Below are 20,164 nucleotides of genomic sequence, written 5' to 3'. Positions count from 1 at the left end.
TCCTCTTATTTTTTCTTTAAAAAGTCTTCCCATTCTTGATCAAATGACGTGTGAATAGGTTCTTCCATTTTCGGTGCCGTGTTTGGCTCCATATATGATCTGCTTGATGATTCTTTTGCCTGTTCACCATTGATCATCGTCCAGCCGAAGTAGAGAAGCCCCCCAGCCAATGCGATTCCAAGGATAAATGGCAGAGATTGCACAACAATCAGTACACCAATGACCGCTAGAATGACACCGAAGGTTTGACTGCCTTTCTCATATTTCTTTACACCTACATAGATGAGCCATGCCCCAATCAGAATCGGGATCAGCCCTCCTAGTGAACCACCGAAGAAGATGGATAGACCGACAAACATTAAAATCGAACCGATGATGGTTTTACTTGTTATTTTCATCTTCATGCCTCCTTTCTTGCTCCTTGCTTTTACTTTAGTCAAAAAAGAGAGCTGGCAAAACGTGTCGCAGATTGATCTTTCATTGCGACCAGAGTCGTAACTTCGCTCAGACTAAGCGATAGAACCTAATAAAAAAGCACTCTTCTCATTCGAAGAGTGCTTCAGATTGTTGACAAAGGGCTAAAATGATCTTTATTTTAGCCCTTTGTCTTCTTTTCAGCGTGTAGACCGAAACACGTCTGCGCTTCGTTCATATTCAACATCAGCTTCACCGAGCCGATGATTCACGACTCGTGCGGCTGCAAATAAATAGTCGGATAGACGGTTCACATAGGTGAGTGTAACCGCTGGAATCTCCTCCTGCTTCGCAAGCGTCACAATATGCCTCTCTGCTCTTCTGACGACTGTCCGCGCCACATGTAAGAGAGCTGCTCCTGCCTGGCCGCCCGGTAAAATAAACTTTGTGAGAGGCGTGGCTTCTTCTACATAGATATCCATTCTTTGTTCAAGGACTGCCACTGATGCTTCAGTTAATTTGCCTTCTTTACGTGGTTTGACTGCTGCCAAATCACCGCCGCAGTCAAAGAGCTCGTGCTGTATCACAATCAGCTCTGACAAAATGTCTTGAAACAATTCTCCATGCTGACGTAAATGTGCATGTGCGAGTCCAATGAAGCTATTCGCCTCATCTAACGTGCCGTACGCCTCGACTCTTACATCATCTTTATCGGCTCTCCCGCCGATCAAGCCTGTTTGGCCTTGATCCCCTGTTTTTGTATAAAGTTTCATCGGTGTTCCTCCTTGTCTATTGCTTTGTCCTTTTAGTATAACCTGAAGTGAAAAGGATGTATTTGTTTAACTAAAGCACTGTGATTTTCATCGCATCATAAACAAAAAAGCGAACCCTTTGGTTCACTTTTGAATGGCATTCAATGTATAAAGAAGACGGTGCACTTTCTGTTTTAATCTATCATGTAAATGCTCATCATCTTCTGTTTCCTGCATACCCGCAGCAGCGATACAAAGATGATGAATGGACATGCTCGTCTCCTGTTTAATCATGTGGACAAGCTGCCCCATGAGCTGAACAGACGATCCGTCTGATAAAGATTCTTTCAGTACAAGCCAAATGGTCAGCTCTTCTTGATGACGCATGCCGTAAAGCACCATGTCGTTTTCTGTGTCTTCAGCAGCAAATTGGTTTGGTCTACTCGTTTGGTCGTAAAACAATATTCCTTCACGATCATCCAGCTCGTCACGAAGTATCTCAGTTCCTGTTCCGAGAGATCTTTTCCAAAAGAAGCCGCCCCTTTTCTGATGTGAGGAAAGGACGCGGAGCGGCTGTTTGAGGGAAAACGTCATTCCTTCTGAGCCATACGTTTTCCAGCCATCCGCTAACTTTGCATTTGATGCTATAGAAGCCCCCGCAGGCTCAATGATCAGCTGAGGGTTTGCTCTTCGCGGGTGTTGGAGCGGTGTTACCTCTGTTTCATACACACGGTTGATTCGCTCAGGCGTCAAGACGTGATGCGGCAGTCCTATCATTTCCGTCTTTCCTTCATCAAGCAGCAGCAGCCGGTCACAATATAAACTGGCGATGTTCACATCATGAAACACGCCGATCACCGTTAGCCTAGAGGAAGTGGTCTCTTCTTTAATTAAATCAAGCAAGTCTTTTTGATAGGCCAAATCAAGAAAACTGGTTGGTTCATCCAGCAATAAATATTCAGGCTGCTGGGCTAATGCCTGTGCCAAGTACACACGCTGCTGTTCTCCCCCGCTCAACTCATGAATGGATTGATCCTTAAATTGTGCAACATCCGTTTGTTCCATTACTTTGTTTACGACCTGCATATCTTCTCGAGTAACAGATTGCAGCCATCCTTTTTGATATGGGTAACGACCGAATTGAACCGTTTCTTCCACTGTAAATGAGAAGGCTTGGTCCGTTTTCTGCGGTAGAACAGCCATTTTTTGCGCAAACGCCTTTGGACGGTAGGATTGAACCAATTGACCGCTCAGGCGTACCTCGCCACTCTCAGGTGCCAGCATCCCAGAAATCATTTTAAGCAAGGTCGACTTCCCGCTTCCATTTGGGCCAAGTATACCGAGAAATTCTCCTTGCTTTACCTCAAGACTGATGCCACGTATGACCTCTTTCTCTCCATATCCACCTCTGATTTCCTTCACTTGAATCATAGATGTGTCCCTCCTCTATATTTACGGATGAGGATGATGCCGAATACAGGGGCACCAATTAACGCAGTAATGATGCCAATCGGTAATTCAGTCGGTTCAATGATCGTACGGGATAACACATCTGCTAAGACGAGAAAGGAAGCGCCGTTCAGCATAGACAAAGGCAGGAGGTGCCGGTGGTCTGTGATGGCTAAGAGGCGAATAAAATGCGGAATCACAAGTCCCACAAATCCGATCGTCCCTGACACCGCTACCGCACTACCAGTCAGAATTGAGCCAGCAAGCAGCACTATATATTTGCTCCTTTTCACATGTACACCTAATAGCTGTGCCTTCTCCTCGCCATACGTCATGACATTCAAATCTCGTCCCATCAGCACTAATGCAAAGGTCCCCACAAGAAAGAAAGGAAGGAAAAGCGCAATATAGCGCCAGCCCCTCATGGACACACTGCCGAGAAGCCAATGAATAATCTCTTTTAGATCATCACCTGTTAAAGCAATCATCAATGATATAAGCGCACTCAAAAAAGAGCTAAAAATCACCCCTGTTAAAATTAAAGAAGAGATGCTCATCCCCCGATGAACAAGACGCGCAAAAAAGAGGACGAGACATAGGGTCACAAGCGCTGTTGTCATACTGAAAAAAGGCAGTGTGAAACTGCCGAGCAAAGGGAGCTGCAAGCTGAAAAATAGTGTCGCGACGGCTCCAACTGATGCCCCTTGAGATACACCTAGCGTATATGGGTCAGCGAGAGGATTTTTTAATAAACCTTGAAAGGCTGCACCTGATAACGCCAGCGCTGCTCCGACTAGTGCCGCTAATATCACTCTCGGCAGCCGGATATTCATCATAATATTGCGATCAATTGAATCTATTGTGCCAATCTGCACCCCGAATAGTTCATGAACAAATATACGGAGAATAGAAGGAATGGGAATCCCTAAGCTTCCAAAGGAGATTCCCATTCCAATGCTCACCACAAGAAGTAAAACACTTAGTGTGTATGCGATGATGAATTTATTTGAACGTGTCAGGATAGATGCTTTTCGCAAGAGCCTCGACTCCTTCAACCAATCGCGGTCCCGGTCTTGATGCGAGATCCGTATTCAATTGAAAGACTTGTTTTTCCTTCACTGCTTTGATCGCATTCCAGCCGTCTCTCTTTTTCAGATCAGCTAAGCTGGAACCATCAATTGTGACGATCACATCAGGATTTCGTTTGATAATCGCTTCTTCTGTCATTTGCACCCAGCCAGTTTGATCGCCAGCAGCATTTTTCGCATGGATAACAGAAAGCATTTCGTCCATAAATGTATTTGTACCTGTTGTATAGATTTCAGGCGCACCTGATACTTCGACAAAGACTGTTTTTTGTTCGTCTTTGGAGATCGCCTCTGCTTGTTTCTTGATGTCATTCAATTTTGTTTTCATCTCATCTACAAGCTTTGTTGATGCTTCTTTTACACCTGTTGCTTCACCGATCAAATTGATCGATTTGTACACATCCTTAAAGGAGGTGGCATCATTTACAGTCAGTACTTGAATTCCTGCATCTTCAAGCTGTTTAAATCCATCTTTTGATCCCATCTGCGATGCATGAGCTAATACTAGATCAGGCTTTAAGGAAATGACCTTCTCGACATTGAATTCAAGTCCGCCAATCTTCTCTACCTTTTCAACTTCCTTTGGATAATTGTCAAAATCTGATCGTCCAACCATTTTATCGCCAAGACCAAGCGCATAGGCAACCTCTGTATTACTTGGAATTAATGAAACAATACGCTTAGGCTGCTCTTTGATTTCGACTGTTTTACCAGCTGCATCTTTAATCGAGACAGGAAATGCCGCAGCCGCTGTTTCGTTATTTTGTGAACTCTTTGCTTTATGGTCTGTCTCAGCACCTGCACATCCTGCTAAAACACCCATCACAAGCAATAGCGATAGCCAAATGGCCGTTAACTTTTTCATGAATGAACCCCCTGGTTTATGTACTGCTTGACGTCATCTCTTCCGTCAATTCTTTTCTAATTTCGGGAATATTATACTACAGTGCAGATAGGTTGTATATGTGATTTCTAAAAGCGTCTTTTTCGTTCTTACTAAAAGAAAAACAGCCTCCGAAAAGACTGTTTTTCACTCATCTATCAATTGATTTGTTCCCCATTGATGACGACTTTCTGAAAAGAAGGAGATACTGCATGCTCCAAAGAAAGTGGATACGTCACATGATCTATGACACAATTTTTCATGTTGAAGTGTGTAACGGGGGAATGTGAGTAGGCGGCTATTTTCACACCATATCGTCCGCCGCTGCTTTTCAGTCCTTCTACTTCAATATGACGCACAACAGGACGATGTGGACCCGCATCCCCTTCCTCATACATCATGTCGATACAGACCACTTCATGCTTTAAGCTTTTGACTGTGTTGTTTTTAAAGTAAATATGTTCAATGGTACCGCCTCTGACAGAGTTGGTTTTAATACGCAGTGCCCGGTCAAGGTTCGGACTATCCATTACATTATTCTCTGCATATACATACCTGACCCCGCCAGAGATTTCACTCCCGATCGTCACTCCGCCGTGTCCATCACGCATCTCATTTCTACGAATGACAATGTTTTCAGATGAAACCCCTATTCTCCGCCCGTCCTCGTTTCTGCCAGATTTGATGGCAATACAATCGTCTCCATTATCAAAATAACAATCTTCAATGAGCACATTCCGGCAAGACTCCGGATTAACACCATCTGTATTTGGTCCATGCCCGATGATATGGACTCCACGGACGATGACATTTTCACTTAGCACAGGATGAATTTGCCACATCGGTGAATCCTTCACTGTCACTCCTTCAATGAGAACTTGCTGGCATTGGTAGGGCTGGATAAAGCTTGACCTTAAATAATGGCCTTCTCCAAACACTCTTTCTTCTACTGGTATCCTCTTTTCAGCCATTTCAAATAGAAGCTGCCGATCCCGGTCCTGAGACGGCTGGCCATTCGTGCCATACTTCCAAGGCCACCAATGATGTTCATCCCCTCTGCCATCAAGCGTTCCAGCTCCTGTGATGGCGATATTTTCTGCATGGTGTGCATAAATGAGAGGTGAATAATTATAAAGCTCAATCCCTTCATATCTTGTCAGTACAATCGGCAGATAATCCTTTGGATCTTGGCTGAATGCCACATAGGCTTTCTCATGCAAATGCAGCTCTACATGACTCTTCAATTCTAGAGCACCTGTCACAAACGTCCCTTCTGGAATAAGCACACGTCCCCCTTTCAAACGGTGCGCATCATCAATCGCAGACTGGATAGCATCTGTTGAAAGCTCTATCCCTTTCCCATCTGCACCATAATGAACCACATTAAATTCACGATCAGGGAACAGCGGCGCTTTTATCTGCTTTAACACTTGATCGATTCCGTTTGCTTTTTTGTCTTTCTTCTCTTGCCTTGCTAAACGCGTGAGTCCGATTCCTGTGAGTATCGTTCCTGCTGTGATATACATCAAATCCCGCATTTTAAACACGTTCTCATCCCCCAGTCGCCTTAAAGTGTGACACCTGTTTTGAAAATAGCCAGCTCTCTAAAATTGTTTTTTTCATGATTTAATAGCTTTCCGCTCGCCACATCAATGACAGTTGAAATGAATTTTTCTAATACAACATCTTCTGGTACATCTTCAAGCAGTTCTCCCGCATTAAAGTCAATCCAGTGCTTTTTTGTTTCATATAAGGCTGTATTCGTCGAGACTTTCATTGTAGGGACAAACGTACCAAATGGTGTCCCTCTGCCTGTTGTAAAAAGGACCAACTGACAGCCGGAAGCAGCAAGTGCGGATGAAGCAACCAAATCATTACCTGGCGCACTTAATAAATTCAGGCCCTTTCGCTTCAGCAATTCCCCGTATCTCAATACATCTTGAATGTCAGAAGTCCCTGCTTTTTGTGTACAGCCGAGAGATTTATCCTCTAATGTCGAAATTCCACCAGCTTTATTTCCCGGGGAAGGATTTTCATATACTGGCTGTCGATGATCCATGAAGTATTGTTTAAAGTCATTGATCATTTGCACAATATTGTCGAAAGTCGCTTCTGATTCCGCTCTCTCCATTAAAATCGTTTCAGCTCCAAACATTTCGGGCACTTCTGTTAACACTGTCGTGCCGCCTTGAGCAACAATAAAATCGGACAGCCTTCCTAAAAGCGGATTTGCGGTAATGCCGGAGAATCCATCTGATCCTCCGCACTTCAAGCCGATTTTCAGCTCAGATAACGGGATCTCTTCACGGTTATCTTCTTTCGCCGCATCATAAATTTCCTTGAGTAAAGCGACTCCCGTCTCAATCTCATCTCCTACTTCTTGGCTTCTTAAAAATTTCACTCTCTCATGGTCATATTCACCTAATGTGGACTGAAAATCTTCAATATCATTATTTTCACAACCAAGTCCAAGGACGAGCACCCCTCCAGCGTTAGGATGCTTCACGGCATTTTGTAAAATGGTTTTTGTATTTTCATGATCGTCCCCAAGCTGGGAGCATCCATAATTGTGCTTTAATACGAGAGCTGTTTCAAACGGATGGATGTTTCCGCCCATTTCAGCGGTGAATATTTGGATGATATGATCGGCAATGCCATTCACGCATCCAACGGTTGGGACAATCCAAAGCTCATTGCGAATCCCGCTTTCCCCATTTTTTCGTTTATATCCTTTAAATGTAAGATTCGTTTTTTCATAGGGGTTGTCTGTGAATGAAGGCTCGTATTCGTAATCGAGCTTTCCTGATAGATTGGTTTTGATATTATGCGTATGCACCCATTCTCCAGCAGAAATGGCAGTCGTTGCATGCCCAATGGGGTAGCCATATTTCATGATATTCTCTCTTTGCTTGATATCAGCCAAAGCAAACTTATGACCTTTGGGAACGTTCTCTTTTAAGACAACAGAGTGTCCTTGATGGTGCAGCTCATCCCCTTGCTCAAGCACTTTTAAAGCAATACCGACATTATCTGAAGGGTGAATCACAATAAAATCTTTCATGCCTTCTCCCCCTGACTTTCATATTGATGATGCAGCATTCGTTGAACAGCCGCTCTCATCCCTTGCTCCTGTATGAAGGTAAGCTGATCAGCTACAGCGTGACTCAAATCATCTACATCCGTTAAATTTTTCCCCCATAATGGCTCGCATGATAGAATCCTGGCTGCGATCGCTTCATTGGATTGGTTCTCCCCTTCCCAGGCTTCCTTCATAAATGCCATTACAGTCTCATCATCCTTTATCCTTTCTGCATATGCTCTGTAAAAATAAATGAGACTGCTGAGTGAAAACACGAGTTTCATTGGCAGCTGTTTCTTTTGCTCAACATAATCAAGCAATGACGGAAGAACTCGGGTTCGGAACTTGGATATACCATTGAGCGCAATATCGAGCAATTGATGCTTCACAAATGGATTGCAAAAACGATCCCAAACCGATTGTGTATAAAGAAGAAGCTCATCTTGAGAGAGCTCAAGCCCTGGCAGTACTTCCTCCTCCAGCATACGCCGGATGAACGGACCAACATGCTTGTCATCCACAGCTTCTTTTACAGTGTCTATACCACATGAGTAAGCGATTGGCACCATTGCTGTATGTGCACCATTTAAAATTCGTACCTTGCTCATGCGATAAGGCGCAATATCTTCTACAAAAAGGACATTTAATCCTGCTTTTTGAAAGGGAAGCTCTTTTTGTACGAAGGCAGGTGCTTCAATAACAAAGAGGTGATAATATTCTGCCGTGACAAGCAACTCGTCGATATACCCATCTTCCTTTTGGACAATTTCAGCTGCTTCCTTAGAAAACCCAGGAACAATCCGATCCACAAGCGTATTACAAAACGTGTTGGCTTCTTTGATCCATGTGATAAACGCAGGCGGCAGGTCCCACTCAGCTGCCATGTCTATCACATATTCCTTCAAACGGTCACCGTTATGTTCGACCAGTTCACATGGAAGGATGATCAGCCCTTTTTGTTCATCTCCAGTAAATGCTTTAAACCGGTGATATAAGAACGCTGTCAGCTTTCCTGGAAAACTGGCTTGCGGTCGATCCTCCAAGCGATCCTCCTTTCTGAACATAAGTCCTGCCTCTGTCGTGTTTGAGAAGACAAAGCGGAGATCGGGGTTTTCAGCTACGTATAAAAAACCATCGTAATCCGTATACGTACTGATTCCTCTGCTGATCGATTGAATGATCATGCGCTCATTCATTTCTTGCTGGTCATGATAGCCCTGTATACATAAAGTATATAAGCCATCTTGTTCATTTAAAGCCGCAACGGATCCTTTTCGCGGAGGAACAACAACAGCTCTTCCTTTAAAATCTGTGCAGTCGTTCAGCTTCTGGATGTGCCAATTAATAAATCCTCGCATAAAATTCCCTTCACCGATCTGTAAAATCGTTTCCGGATACTCAGGCGCCGGGTACATGGCTTTTGATAAACGTTTCAAATGGATTCCCCTCTCTTCGTGATATGCACACGTGAACATTTATCTTTAAAAGGTGCTGATTACTGCACCTTTTTGACTGAATCTCTGATCATCAGCTCTGTGTGGACATAGATTTTTCCCATTTGATCTTCTTCCTGCTCTTCACCGTTTATGACTGATAGGATGGCTTCTGCTCCAAGTGCACACATTTTTTCGATAGGCTTTTTTACCGTTGTCAGTGCAGGCGTGGTGTAGGATGAGAATGCTATGTCATCAAAACCGATAATAGAGATATCACCTGGACATGTCTTGCCTTTTGCATATAAAGCATTCATCGCACCAATGGCCATGTCATCGTTAGAGCAAAAAAGCGCTGTTGGCGGATGATCAAGGGTCAGGAGGGATTCCATTGATTCATAGCCGCTTTTCATGTGGTAGTCACCTGTGATCATATATTCTTTCTTCATAGGAATATGGTGATCAATTAACGCTTGAAGAAAGCCGGCTTTTCTCTCCTGAGTCGATTTAAAGCCTTCTTTTCCTTCAATGATGGCGATTTGATGATGGCCTTGCTGAATGAAATAGTGCGCTGCCTGATATGCTCCTTGACTATCATCTGCTAATATATTCATCACTTCATTACTTTCTACACGGCGATTCAGCACAATGATTGGAATGCCCTGTTTCTTGACATGATGGATAAACGCTTCATCGTGCTCGCTTTGACTCATAAGCAAAATGCCATCGTAGCGCTGTTTATGAATGGTTGTGTAATCGTGAAAGTCGTCAATTCCCCTTACAAACAGATTATAATGCTCAGTCATCACGCTATTGACGCCCTTTAACGCATCTACAAAGAAGCTTGAAGATGTGCCTTCTGTTAAACTCGTAAAAAACAGACCGATTGTAAACGATTTTTGTGATACAAGGCCTCTGGCATGGACATTCGGTGAATAATTCAGCTGTTTTGCAATCGACAAAATCTTTTGTTTTGTCTTCTCTTTAATAAAAGGACTGTTATTCAAAGCCCTTGATACCGTAGTATGAGAGACGTTTGCCAATTTTGCTATGTCTTTAATTGTGACTGTCATGCTATTCCGCCTTTTATGATTTTTTTCCATCTTATCATAAAACCGCTTTCATTTTCTCACCTTTTTCTTCATGTGATTTTACTTTGGTGATGGAGCTGCTTTGCCCGGTCAAATTGAAAATATTGCTTGGCATTTTCATAGCTGATTCCTTTCACGATCCCCCCTAACAGCTCAAGGTCATAGGGGACTTCTCCTTTTTCTACCCAATCTCCGATGATATCACAAAGCAGTCTTCGGAAATATTCATGCCTTGTATACGACAAAAAGCTTCGTGAATCAGTCAGCATCCCGATGAAACGGCTGATCAGTCCAATACTGGAAAGAGCCATCATCTGCTCTGTCATTCCTTGCTTCGTATCATTAAACCACCAGGCTGTGCCGTGCTGCATCTTCCCCGGTGTCTTCCCGTCTTGAAAGCTTCCAGCCAATGTTGATATCACCACATTGTCCCTAGGATTCAAGGAATAGAGAATGGTGTTTGGCAATGCATCTTCTTGTTCTAAACGATCTAATATTCGGCAAAGCGGCTTTGCAATGTCCTCATCATTCATCGCATCATACCCCGTATCTGGTCCGAGCCGCTCAAACATTTTCGTATTGTTGTTTCTAAGCGCATTGATATGAAGCTGCATCGCCCAGCCACGCTCACAGTATGCCTGACCTAGCATAATGAATGTCTCTGTTTTAAACTTGATCTTCTCTTCTTCCGTCAATGGATGACCAGACATTCTTTTATGAAAGATGGTCTCCACTTCTTCTTCTGACGTTTCTTCATATGTCATTTCATTTATAGCATGATCTGAGATCAAACAGCCGTGTTCATGGAAGAAATCAATTCTTGCACGGAGTGCTTTTAAGAAGTCTTGGTAGGATTGTATTGGAGTAGCTGAAACCTCTGCCAGCTCGTGAACATATTTTGCAAACAGATCATTCGCTATATCGAGTGCTTTATCAGGTCGAAACCCTGGGAGCACTTGTACAGAGAATTCCTCTTCCCGCAGTTTTTGATGATAGTGAAGCGAATCGACCGGATCATCTGTTGTCACAACGGTTTCAACGTTTGATTTCACAATGAAGTCCCTCGCACCAAATCCCTCTCCTTGCAGCTTTTCATTGACTTTCTTCCAAATAATGTCTGCGTTTTTTTCGTTTAATAGGTCTTCGACTTCAAAATATCGTCTTAGCTCTAGATGAGTCCAGTGATAGAGTGGATTTCCAATGGTCATGGGTACGGTCTTCGCCCACGCCAAAAATTTCTCATGATCTGATGCATCCCCCGTAATGTGCGTTTCAGGGATGCCATTTGTTCTCATGGCACGCCATTTGTAATGATCTCCATAAAGCCATGCTTCGGTGATATTTTGGAAGGTTTTATTTTCATAGATGTCTTTAGGACTTAAATGACAATGGTAATCTATAATTGGAAGGTCCTTTGCAAACTCATGGTATAGCTTTTCCGCCGTTGGACTGTTTAGTAAAAACTGCTCATCTAAAAAGGCTCTCATCAAATTCCCCCATCCCTCTTATCGTATGAAAAATAATTTGTTCACGTTAACAATTTAATTGTAATCGTTTACAAAGTTGATTTCAATCCTAAAACAGGAAAAAACGATCTCCTTAAGAAAGGAAAATCGTTTTTTGCCTATTTTACAGAAGGTGATTTTTTTAGGATAATCGCAATAGTTGTTCCAGCACCTAGTTCGCTTTCCACTTGAATATCACCGTCATGCAGCAAGACAAGCTCTTTTGCTATTGCCAGCCCAAGTCCTGTTCCATTCGTTGGGTCATTTGTATTTGTCCCTCTGTAGTAGCGGTTAAATAAGTGATCTACCGTTTCTTGTGCCATTCCGCATCCGTTGTCTTTCATTTCGATCCGAACTTCTTCATTTGTTTCAGATAAAACAGCTGTAATATGAGTGCCTTTTTGGTTATGCTTGACTGCATTCGCCAGCAGGTTCTCAATCACTCGTCTGAACCAGGCTTTGTCGATCTCAAACATGACACCGTTTGTTTGATCTTCAAAAGAGGATGAAAAATCCTCAGAAAAGGAGCTTCTTGAAAACTCGTCCATAATAGAGGCTAAAAATTCACCCAGCTCGACCGGCTTTCGATTAATAGGCAAGGCCCCATTTTTCAATCGGTACGTGAGGTTTAAATCCTCAATCAAGGTCGACATGTATTCTGATTTCTCACGAATCACCTGTCCCATTTCCATGACTTCTTCCTTGGACCATTGATATTGATCAGATTCAAGCATGAGCCCATAGCCGTAAATCGTACTAAGAGGTGTTTTCAAATCATGAGACAATCCTGCAATCCATTCTTCCCTTGTGGTTTGAATTTTTCTTCGGTTTGCTTCATTCTCTTTTAATGTAAGCGTGAGCTGATCCATTGTTTTTAGGATATCCTCAAATAATCGGTATTCCCGCTTAATACGACCTTTTTTATTTTTACTGATTGGAATTCCTTTTCTATTTGTTGGTTCCTGCAATTTATTTCTAGATAAGAAAATCAGCCAGCGGATAATGTGATAGATCGGCAGACCATAGCGATACGAGTACCATAATGTCATGACGATAATAATAGTGAGTGCAAGACCTGCAATCAAGATGGTTCTATATTGATTTAAAGCATCTGTCTCTTTATCATACAATTCGTCTGGGCTATATACTTTGTTTGGTACCGAAACGATCAAATATAGACTTTTATTCACTCTGATATAAGATAGGTCACTTCTAAACTCCCAAGGCTTCGATTGGTACTTAAGCAATTCAACATCTGTTACGTTATGTTTCAAATCGTTTTTGGCTCGAATGCCTTTTAAGTATTTTCCTTCTTCATTAAACAGGTGTACCGATCCATTCATTCTTTTCAAGAATTCTATCGTTTCAAGCGAATATTGAGAAAGTGCAGCCAGATTTTTCTCATGCTGCTTAAGATAATTGGCTACCTTTGTGCTGTTCGTTTTGAACCCATATAACACGATAAAGCTTTCTTGATCAATCTCAATTGGCCAGAAGTACATCTTGTAATCTTTAAATTGTCTTTTTTCAAAGATCTTGATCATTTCATCCTTTTGATAGGATGTTGGAATATTTTTAGGAAGGTGATAGCTATATACGTTATGTTTTTTTGAATCAATCACTTGCAGCCAGCCGTCACGTTTTTTCACTGCTTGCTTGAGTTGATCTTCGGCTTCCATTTTGCCATCCTCGTTAAAATAGAGCCAGCTCATGAGTGTGTCCCCATCAGCCTTTGTTAAACCAGTTTCGGTCATATTCTCATAGTATTTTTTATAATATAGATTCTCAGTAAACGTATTCCCGATCAGCAGAATCGCAATGACGATAAACATCTGTCCGACAAAGTGAAAGAAAAGTTTTGTTCGTAAATTCATGAATTAATTAAGAACCTTCACAGGGTGCGGAATAAATTTATATCCCATACCACGGATGGTCACAATATATTCAGGCTGACTTGGATCTAATTCAATTTTTTCTCTCAGCTTTCGAATATGAACCATGACGGTGTTGTTATCACCATACGACGGGACGCCCCATACTTTCTCATAGATTTGATCTTTTGAAAGAACCACATTCGGATGATCACAAAAGTACTTCAGCAAGGATAGAAGCTGAGCTGAGCATGCCGTCATCTCTCCTCTCACTTTCAGTTCGGCTGAATGAGGATGATATGAGAAATGGGCATATTCATATTGGTTTTGAGCCTCTTCTTGCTCTTCCTGTAAGGAGATATATGTTCGGTTTAAGTGAGCCTTAATTCTAGCCACAAGCTCTAGCGGATTAAATGGCTTTGTAATGTAATCATCTGCCCCCTGCGCAAAGCCGGTCAGTTTATCTACATCAGACGTTCTTGCAGTTAAATAGAAAATGGGTGCTTTCGTATATTTTCTCATTTCAGGAAGAACATCAAAGCCAGACTTACCGGGCATCATCACATCTAGAAGTAAGAGGTGGATGTCCTCGTTTTTGACAACATCTAATGCTTCATCTGCATGGTAGGCTTTATAAATATGCTTGAATCCTTCTTTTTTTAATACGCGTTCAACCATTTTTACAATTGCTTCTTCGTCATCTGCAATCAATATTTTTGCTGTTTCCACGCATCTCTTTCCTTTCTAGCTATGATCTCTAACCGTATATTACCATTGTCTAAAGTAAAAAAGTACCTCTTTTCTGCATAAAAGCGAAAAAATATCAACTGGAGAAAATGGCAGTACTAGGAAGTTTCAGAGACGCAAAAAAACTCGGCTATTCCACCGAGTTCCTTTTACTTTTATTATCCATTCACAGCTTCTAGCTTTCTTTCATGATTCATTAAGTCATATGTTAAACAGATCGGCTTATTTGTTCTAGGATCAAGTACAATTTCTGCATCAATGTGGAATACCTGACCAAGCACCTCTTTGGTCATGACCTCATGAGGCGTCCCATCTTTGATGACTTTTCCTTGATTGAGGGCAATCATGTAATGAGAAAAACGTGCCGCATGATTCAAATCATGAATGACCATCAACACAGTTCGTCCCTGCTCTCTGTTTAACCGTTCTAACAGCTGAAGAATCTCGAGCTGATGCGCAAGATCCAAATACGTCGTTGGCTCATCTAATAGAAGCAGTTCTGTTTCCTGGGCAAGTGCCATCGCAATCCATACACGCTGACGCTGTCCACCGGAAAGTGCTTCAATTGGCCGGTCATGAAAAGCGATCATGCCCGTTTCCTCAAGTGCCCATCTGATGATTCGTTTATCTTCATTTGATAAGCGACCAAATCCATTTTGATGTGGGAAACGTCCATATGACACAAGCTCATACACTGTCAGTCCGCTTGGTGCTTCGGGCGTTTGCGGTAAGATCGCCATTTGTTTTGAAATTTCTTTTGTAGGCGTTTGATGAATAGCCTGACCATTTAAGTAAACAGCTCCTTGATGGGACTTCATGATCCGGGACATTGTTTTTAAAATCGTTGATTTCCCGCATCCATTCGGCCCGATCAGTGTTGTCACCTTGCCTTTTGGGATACTGATATTTAAATCATCTACAATCAAACGGTCCTGATAACCGATACAAAGCTTTTCTGTTTCGAGCGATTTCATATGTTTTTCTCCTTCCTCATTAGTTCGTTTTCATCAATAAGTAAATGAAGTAAGGTGCGCCTAAAGCAGAAACGACAAGGCCAACTGGCACCTCTGATGGTGCAAGTATGACGCGGCCAAGTGTATCTGCCAGTAATAATAACAGTGCGCCAATCAACGCGGAGGCCGGTATCATTCCTTGATGCTTTGGCCCAACAAGCTTTCTCGCCAAGTGCGGTGCGGCTAACCCTAGGAACGAGATACTACCTGCAACAGCGACACTTGCACCTGCTAATGCAACGGCAATCAGCATCAGAAAGCTTCTTTCTTTATGAACCGAGATCCCTAAGCCATAGGACAGCTGGTCACCTAAATTCATGATATTTAGGTAGCGTGCTCTCACAAGCGCTAACACAAGGAAAATGAGCATCCATGGCAGAACAGACAGGACATACGTCCAGCTTGAGCCCCAAATGCTTCCTGATAACCACACGATGGCTTGGTTAAAGTCATTTGGGCTCATTTTTAATTGGATGACCACAATCGCTGCTGAAAACGCAGCATTAACGCCAATTCCCGTTAAAATCAATCGAACAGGTGTGATGCCTTTTTTCCACGCTAACACATAGATGAGAAATGCAGCAAAGCCTGCACCTGCAAATGCGAAAAGCGGCAGTACAAAAATCGTCAAATTACCTAAGTTCGACATCGTGCCTTGGAATGCAAAGATAAAGAGCACAACGGCAAATCCTGCGCCCGCATTCACACCAAGAATACCGGGATCAGCCAAGCCGTTTTGAGAAACACCTTGCCAGATAGCTCCTGATACAGCGATGGAAGCACCAACAAGTAAAGCGATGATCATTCTTGGAAGTCTGAATTCGAACAGCACAAGCTCATCCATTTCACTTCCGAATCCAAAAAATGTTTTCAATGTATCTATCGGAGAAATACGAATTTCTCCGGTATTTAAACTAATCAGAAATACCGCGACGATGGCTAAAAAGATCATCAGCATCGTTCGTTTATATTTCTTTTTCTTTGCCTGCTGCACCATTTCCATTTAAATTCCGCTCCTTTCACGTCTAGCTAAATATAAGAAGAAAGGAACGCCTATAATCGCAGTAATGGCACCGACTGGCGTTTCAAATGGAGCATTGACTAGCCTTGCAGCAATGTCTGCATAAATTAACAAAATGGCACCTAAAATAGCTGAGCAAGGGATAATCCATCGATAGTCCACTCCGACCAAGAATCTAGTGACATGGGGAATGACAAGCCCGATAAAACCAATTGAGCCTGCCACCGACACAGCAGCACCGGTTAAAAGAATTACGACCAATATTCCTAGCACCTTGACCGTTTTCGTATACTGCCCGAGCCCTTTAGCCAATTCATCACCTAAGCTCAGTACAGTGATCGAGCGAGCAAGGATCATCGCAATCAAAAGTCCTGCAATAGCGACTGGAATAATGACCTGAATGTTGCTCCAATTCACACCTGCAACGCCGCCCGCATACCAAAAGCTCATGTCCTGAGCGACATCAAACCGGATGGCAATTGCTGAAGAGATGGAGCTTAAAAGTGCCCCAACCGCCGTACCTGCTAGTGCGAGCTTCACTGGGGTCAGTCCTCCCTTAGACAGAGTACCGACACCAAACACAATAGATGCACCGAGTGCGGCTCCAGCAAATGACCAAAGAATTAATGTGAAAGAAGATTGACCTGGGAAAAATGCAAATGCTATCGCAATCGCAAATGCAGAGCCATTTGTCACACCCATAATTTCAGGAGACGCAAGCGCATTTCTTGTCATCCCTTGCATGATGGCACCAGATACAGCTAAAAAGGCACCGACGAGTGCAGCCCCAACTGTACGCGGCAGCCTCAATTCCCGAATGATTTGATGTGAAGTTTGTTGTGGATCAAATTGAAAAATGGCTTCCCATACCGTGTGAAGATGAATATTTGCTGCTCCTAATGATACCGATAAAAAAAGACCAAATGCTAAAGCGATAATTCCTATGATGACAACAGCTGCTGTTCCAAAGGGTTTCGTGACAATATCCATTGCATCGTCCTTGGCTGGCAGCTGTTTATTCGATTGTGAGCCCAAAACCAGTCTCTTCCTTTCCGTTCATATCTATTCCTCATTAGTGATAATGATTATCAATCTCGAAGTCTAGTATATCATTTTCTTTTCTTTTTGAAATCATTGTTCTGAACATTTTCTTTATTTTCATCAAAAAACCGGGAGAAACTTACCATTTTTCTTTAGGTCCTAAAATAGCCGATGCATTTTTCATCCCATCATGTTACGATATAATTGAAATTGAGAATCATTATCAAAAGAAAGTGAATAGGAGAGAATCTTTGTGAAAAAACGATCGGGATTTCTTTTGATTTTCTTAGCCGTTCTTATGCTTTTTACAGCTGCTTGCGGCAGCACTTCAAATAAAAAATCTGGCGCCAACCAGAATGACACAATCACCTATCAGGATGTCAAAGGTGAGGTCAAACTCCCTAAAGATCCGAAACGAATTGTGCTTCTGGCGGAAAGCTACTATGGAGACCTCGTGACACTTGGCAAGACGCCAATTGCTGCAACTGCACCCATCTTTAAAAACCCTTTCTATAAGGGAAAAACGGATGGTGTCAAAAACCTTGGACCAACCCCTTCTGTCGAAAAGGTAGCGGCTTTGAAGCCAGATATGATTATCGCTTGGGGAGAAGACGAGAAATTTGATCAATACAAAAAAATTGCTCCAACCGTTGCAATTAAATACAATCAATATTCCTTTAAAGATCAGCTAAAAGAATTCGGTAAAATGACAGGTACACCGAAAAAAGCAGCAGAATGGATCACAAAATGGGATACAAAAATAGCTGAGGTAAAGCCTAAAGTAACAAAAGCGGTCGGCAGCAAAACCGTTTCAATCGTGTCGCCTTTTGATAAAGGTATTTATATCTTTGGAAACACCTTTGCGCGCGGAGGCGAAATCATTTATGACGAGCTGAAATTACGTGCGCCAAAGGCAGTTAAAAAAGACGCTATCGACAGCGGTGTCGGCTATGCAAATATTTCCCTTGAAAAGCTGCCAGAATACGCAGGCGACTATATTTTCACTAGTCCATGGAGTGGTTCAAAAAGTAAAGGAGACCAAGTGTATGAAAGCAGCATTTGGACATCACTGCCTGCTGTACAAAATAAACACGTATTTGAAATCGATCCTGTCGGGTACTTCTTTAATGACCCAGTGTCACTAGAAGGACAGCTTGAGTTTATTGTGGACCGATTAACATCCGCATCATAAAAAAAACGTTTCTCCATTTCTGGAGAAACGTTAACCTTATTCTGTTCCTTTGGCGAATCCTTTTGACATGAATGGATAAAGCAAAATACCTACTAAGAACAGACCGATCCCAAGTCCAAATGTTTTCAAATCAGCTGTGCCTGAAATAATGACCCAAGCGGAATACCCCATCGCAACAAGCGCAATGATTCCGTCTCTTGTTCGCTTCCCTTTTTGAAGATCATACGTGTCACCTTGCATGATGACCTTAAAGCTATAGATCGAAGACACAATATACGGAATGAGATACGCAAGTGTCGCTGATGTCGTTAAAAAGGTAAAAGCTTCATTAATCGTACGGGACATCACGGAGAAAATAAACAGTTGTGACATGATATTTGTAACCGTCAAAGCAAAAACAGGACTGCCTTTTTTGTTTGTTTTTGCAAATACTGCTGGGAAATCGCCAGCCTTTGCTGCTTGATACGGTACTTCTGAACCAAGTAAGATCCAGCCAAGCATCGAGCCAAATAAACAAATGATCGCAAGCAGTGCCATGACTATTCCGCCAGCCGGTCCAATAATGAGCTGAAGCACGTCAACGAATGGTTTATCTGAGCCTTGCAACTGATCATGCGGCAGGACGCCCATTGTAATCAATGTAATAATCATGTAGATGGAAAGTGCGATTAAAAGACCTGTAATCGTTGCACGTTTCACATCGCGCTGCGAGGATGCTCTCCCTGATAAAATCACAGCTGATTCGATGCCAATAAATGCCCATAGTGTGGAAATGGCCGCATGATGAATTTGGCCTCCAAGTCCGAGCACTCCTTCGCCTTCTGCTGCAACTGGGAAGTAATAATGTTCAAATAATGCCGTTTGGAATGCAAATAATCCCGCAACAATAAAAAGGACGAATCCAAGTACCTTTGAAAAGGTCGTAATAAAGTTTAATTTACTTGCAGCACTTAAGCTTGTAATTAAGATCGTATGTGTGCCCCAAAGAAGAATGGTACATACAATAAACGTTGTCAGCTGACCAAGTGTGATCGCTTCTTTTCCAAAGGTGAAAATCTCCGTCTTCACGGTGAGAATAGGGAAAAATGTCGTTAAATAACCGGCAAGACTCGTAATAATTGCGACATTACTAATCCAGCTTGCCACCCAATATCCCCAAACCATTGTAAAACCGGCCGCTTTCCCTTTTTTCGGATCGTTAAAAAGCGCTCTTGCATAACTTTGTGGTCCAGCCGTCAGCTGCGGCTTATGAATGGACAAATGCCCAAAAACAAGTGCAATCATCAGCACACCGCCACCTGTAACAAGCCATGCCATCGTCACACCTAAAGGACTGGCATGCTGGGCAAGTGTACTTGGCAGCATAAAGATGCCTGACCCTACCATATTTCCGACGACAAAAGCCGTCAATAACCAAAAACCCCATTTTTTTGTCTGTTCCATTTCCGTACCTCCGTTATATTCACTTCGGACCAGACCCGGCAGTATCTTCATTGATATATTCGTGAAGCAATGACTTGTATTCTTTATGTTCATCATGGGTCACTTTCTTAACAGCATACCCTTATCTTAGATACTCAGAACA

At 42.5% G+C, this 20,164-nt stretch carries 17 protein-coding genes; 1 reads left to right on the top strand and 16 read right to left on the bottom strand.

The window, feature by feature from the left end; genetic code table 11:
* Nucleotides 1-5 precede the first annotated feature (5 nt).
* The 15 genes from C6Y06_RS03585 to C6Y06_RS03515 form a co-directional block, all read right to left on the bottom strand.
* Entirely contained in the window at nt 6-398 is a 393-nt protein-coding gene (locus tag C6Y06_RS03585; protein WP_034659942.1) for a membrane protein, read from the bottom strand.
* A gap of 216 nt (nt 399-614) precedes the next feature.
* Nucleotides 615-1,187 (bottom strand): cob(I)yrinic acid a,c-diamide adenosyltransferase, encoded by a 573-nt coding sequence (locus C6Y06_RS03580; protein ID WP_060597279.1) that lies wholly within the window; start codon nt 1,185-1,187, stop codon nt 615-617.
* A gap of 123 nt (nt 1,188-1,310) precedes the next feature.
* Nucleotides 1,311-2,597, bottom strand: coding sequence for a heme ABC transporter ATP-binding protein (locus C6Y06_RS03575; RefSeq protein WP_106036527.1), 1,287 nt, complete (start codon nt 2,595-2,597; stop codon nt 1,311-1,313).
* The gene (locus tag C6Y06_RS03570) at nt 2,594-3,652 is read right to left on the bottom strand and encodes a FecCD family ABC transporter permease (protein ID WP_106036526.1); all 1,059 of its coding nucleotides are present in this window, start codon (nt 3,650-3,652) and stop codon (nt 2,594-2,596) included. The genes C6Y06_RS03575 and C6Y06_RS03570 overlap by 4 nt, the downstream gene beginning before the upstream one ends.
* A complete protein-coding gene (locus tag C6Y06_RS03565) occupies nt 3,618-4,568 on the bottom strand; it encodes an ABC transporter substrate-binding protein (RefSeq protein WP_060597282.1) in 951 nt (316 codons plus the stop codon). Before C6Y06_RS03565 ends, C6Y06_RS03570 begins: the two co-directional genes overlap by 35 nt.
* Nucleotides 4,569-4,744: 176 nt before the next feature.
* Nucleotides 4,745-6,133, bottom strand: coding sequence for a glycoside hydrolase family 28 protein (locus C6Y06_RS03560; protein ID WP_060597283.1), 1,389 nt, complete (start codon nt 6,131-6,133; stop codon nt 4,745-4,747).
* 20 nt (nt 6,134-6,153) lie between these two features.
* Complete coding sequence (locus tag C6Y06_RS03555; protein ID WP_106036525.1) at nt 6,154-7,647, bottom strand: UxaA family hydrolase; 1,494 nt, start codon at nt 7,645-7,647, stop codon at nt 6,154-6,156.
* Nucleotides 7,644-9,101: a tagaturonate reductase gene (locus C6Y06_RS03550; RefSeq protein ID WP_060597285.1), complete on the bottom strand. Its 1,458-nt coding sequence runs from the start codon at nt 9,099-9,101 to the stop codon at nt 7,644-7,646. Before C6Y06_RS03550 ends, C6Y06_RS03555 begins: the two co-directional genes overlap by 4 nt.
* A 59-nt stretch (nt 9,102-9,160) precedes the next feature.
* Nucleotides 9,161-10,171, bottom strand: coding sequence for a LacI family DNA-binding transcriptional regulator (locus C6Y06_RS03545; protein ID WP_060597286.1), 1,011 nt, complete (start codon nt 10,169-10,171; stop codon nt 9,161-9,163).
* A gap of 68 nt (nt 10,172-10,239) precedes the next feature.
* A complete protein-coding gene (gene uxaC / locus C6Y06_RS03540) occupies nt 10,240-11,676 on the bottom strand; it encodes a glucuronate isomerase (RefSeq protein ID WP_060597287.1) in 1,437 nt (478 codons plus the stop codon).
* A gap of 137 nt (nt 11,677-11,813) precedes the next feature.
* A complete protein-coding gene (locus C6Y06_RS03535) occupies nt 11,814-13,568 on the bottom strand; it encodes a HAMP domain-containing sensor histidine kinase (RefSeq protein WP_066030418.1) in 1,755 nt (584 codons plus the stop codon).
* A gap of 3 nt (nt 13,569-13,571) precedes the next feature.
* Entirely contained in the window at nt 13,572-14,294 is a 723-nt protein-coding gene (locus C6Y06_RS03530) for a response regulator transcription factor (RefSeq protein ID WP_034659958.1), read from the bottom strand.
* Between the two features lie 176 nt (nt 14,295-14,470).
* A complete protein-coding gene (locus C6Y06_RS03525) occupies nt 14,471-15,286 on the bottom strand; it encodes an ABC transporter ATP-binding protein (RefSeq protein ID WP_060597288.1) in 816 nt (271 codons plus the stop codon).
* Nucleotides 15,287-15,305: 19 nt separating this feature from the next.
* Nucleotides 15,306-16,328 carry a FecCD family ABC transporter permease gene (locus C6Y06_RS03520; protein WP_034659961.1) on the bottom strand — a complete coding sequence of 341 codons (1,023 nt, stop codon included), beginning with the start codon at nt 16,326-16,328 and terminating at the stop codon, nt 15,306-15,308.
* Nucleotides 16,329-17,381, bottom strand: a complete 1,053-nt coding sequence (locus C6Y06_RS03515) for a FecCD family ABC transporter permease (RefSeq protein WP_060597289.1) — start codon at nt 17,379-17,381, stop codon at nt 16,329-16,331.
* A gap of 259 nt (nt 17,382-17,640) precedes the next feature.
* Between C6Y06_RS03515 and C6Y06_RS03510 the strand changes: the two genes are divergently transcribed.
* Nucleotides 17,641-18,579: an iron-hydroxamate ABC transporter substrate-binding protein gene (locus C6Y06_RS03510; RefSeq protein WP_060597290.1), complete on the top strand. Its 939-nt coding sequence runs from the start codon at nt 17,641-17,643 to the stop codon at nt 18,577-18,579.
* Between the two features lie 36 nt (nt 18,580-18,615).
* Here C6Y06_RS03510 and C6Y06_RS03505 read toward each other — a convergent pair whose 3' ends face one another.
* A complete protein-coding gene (locus tag C6Y06_RS03505) occupies nt 18,616-20,022 on the bottom strand; it encodes an amino acid permease (RefSeq protein ID WP_060597291.1) in 1,407 nt (468 codons plus the stop codon).
* Between the last annotated feature and the right edge of the window lie 142 nt (nt 20,023-20,164).

Source organism: Bacillus sp. MZGC1, from assembly GCF_002998605.1.
In the GTDB taxonomy this organism is placed as follows: domain Bacteria; phylum Bacillota; class Bacilli; order Bacillales; family Bacillaceae; genus Bacillus.
The sequence above is the reverse complement of the archived record's forward strand: the minus strand, read 5'-3'. Positions and strand labels throughout refer to the sequence as shown.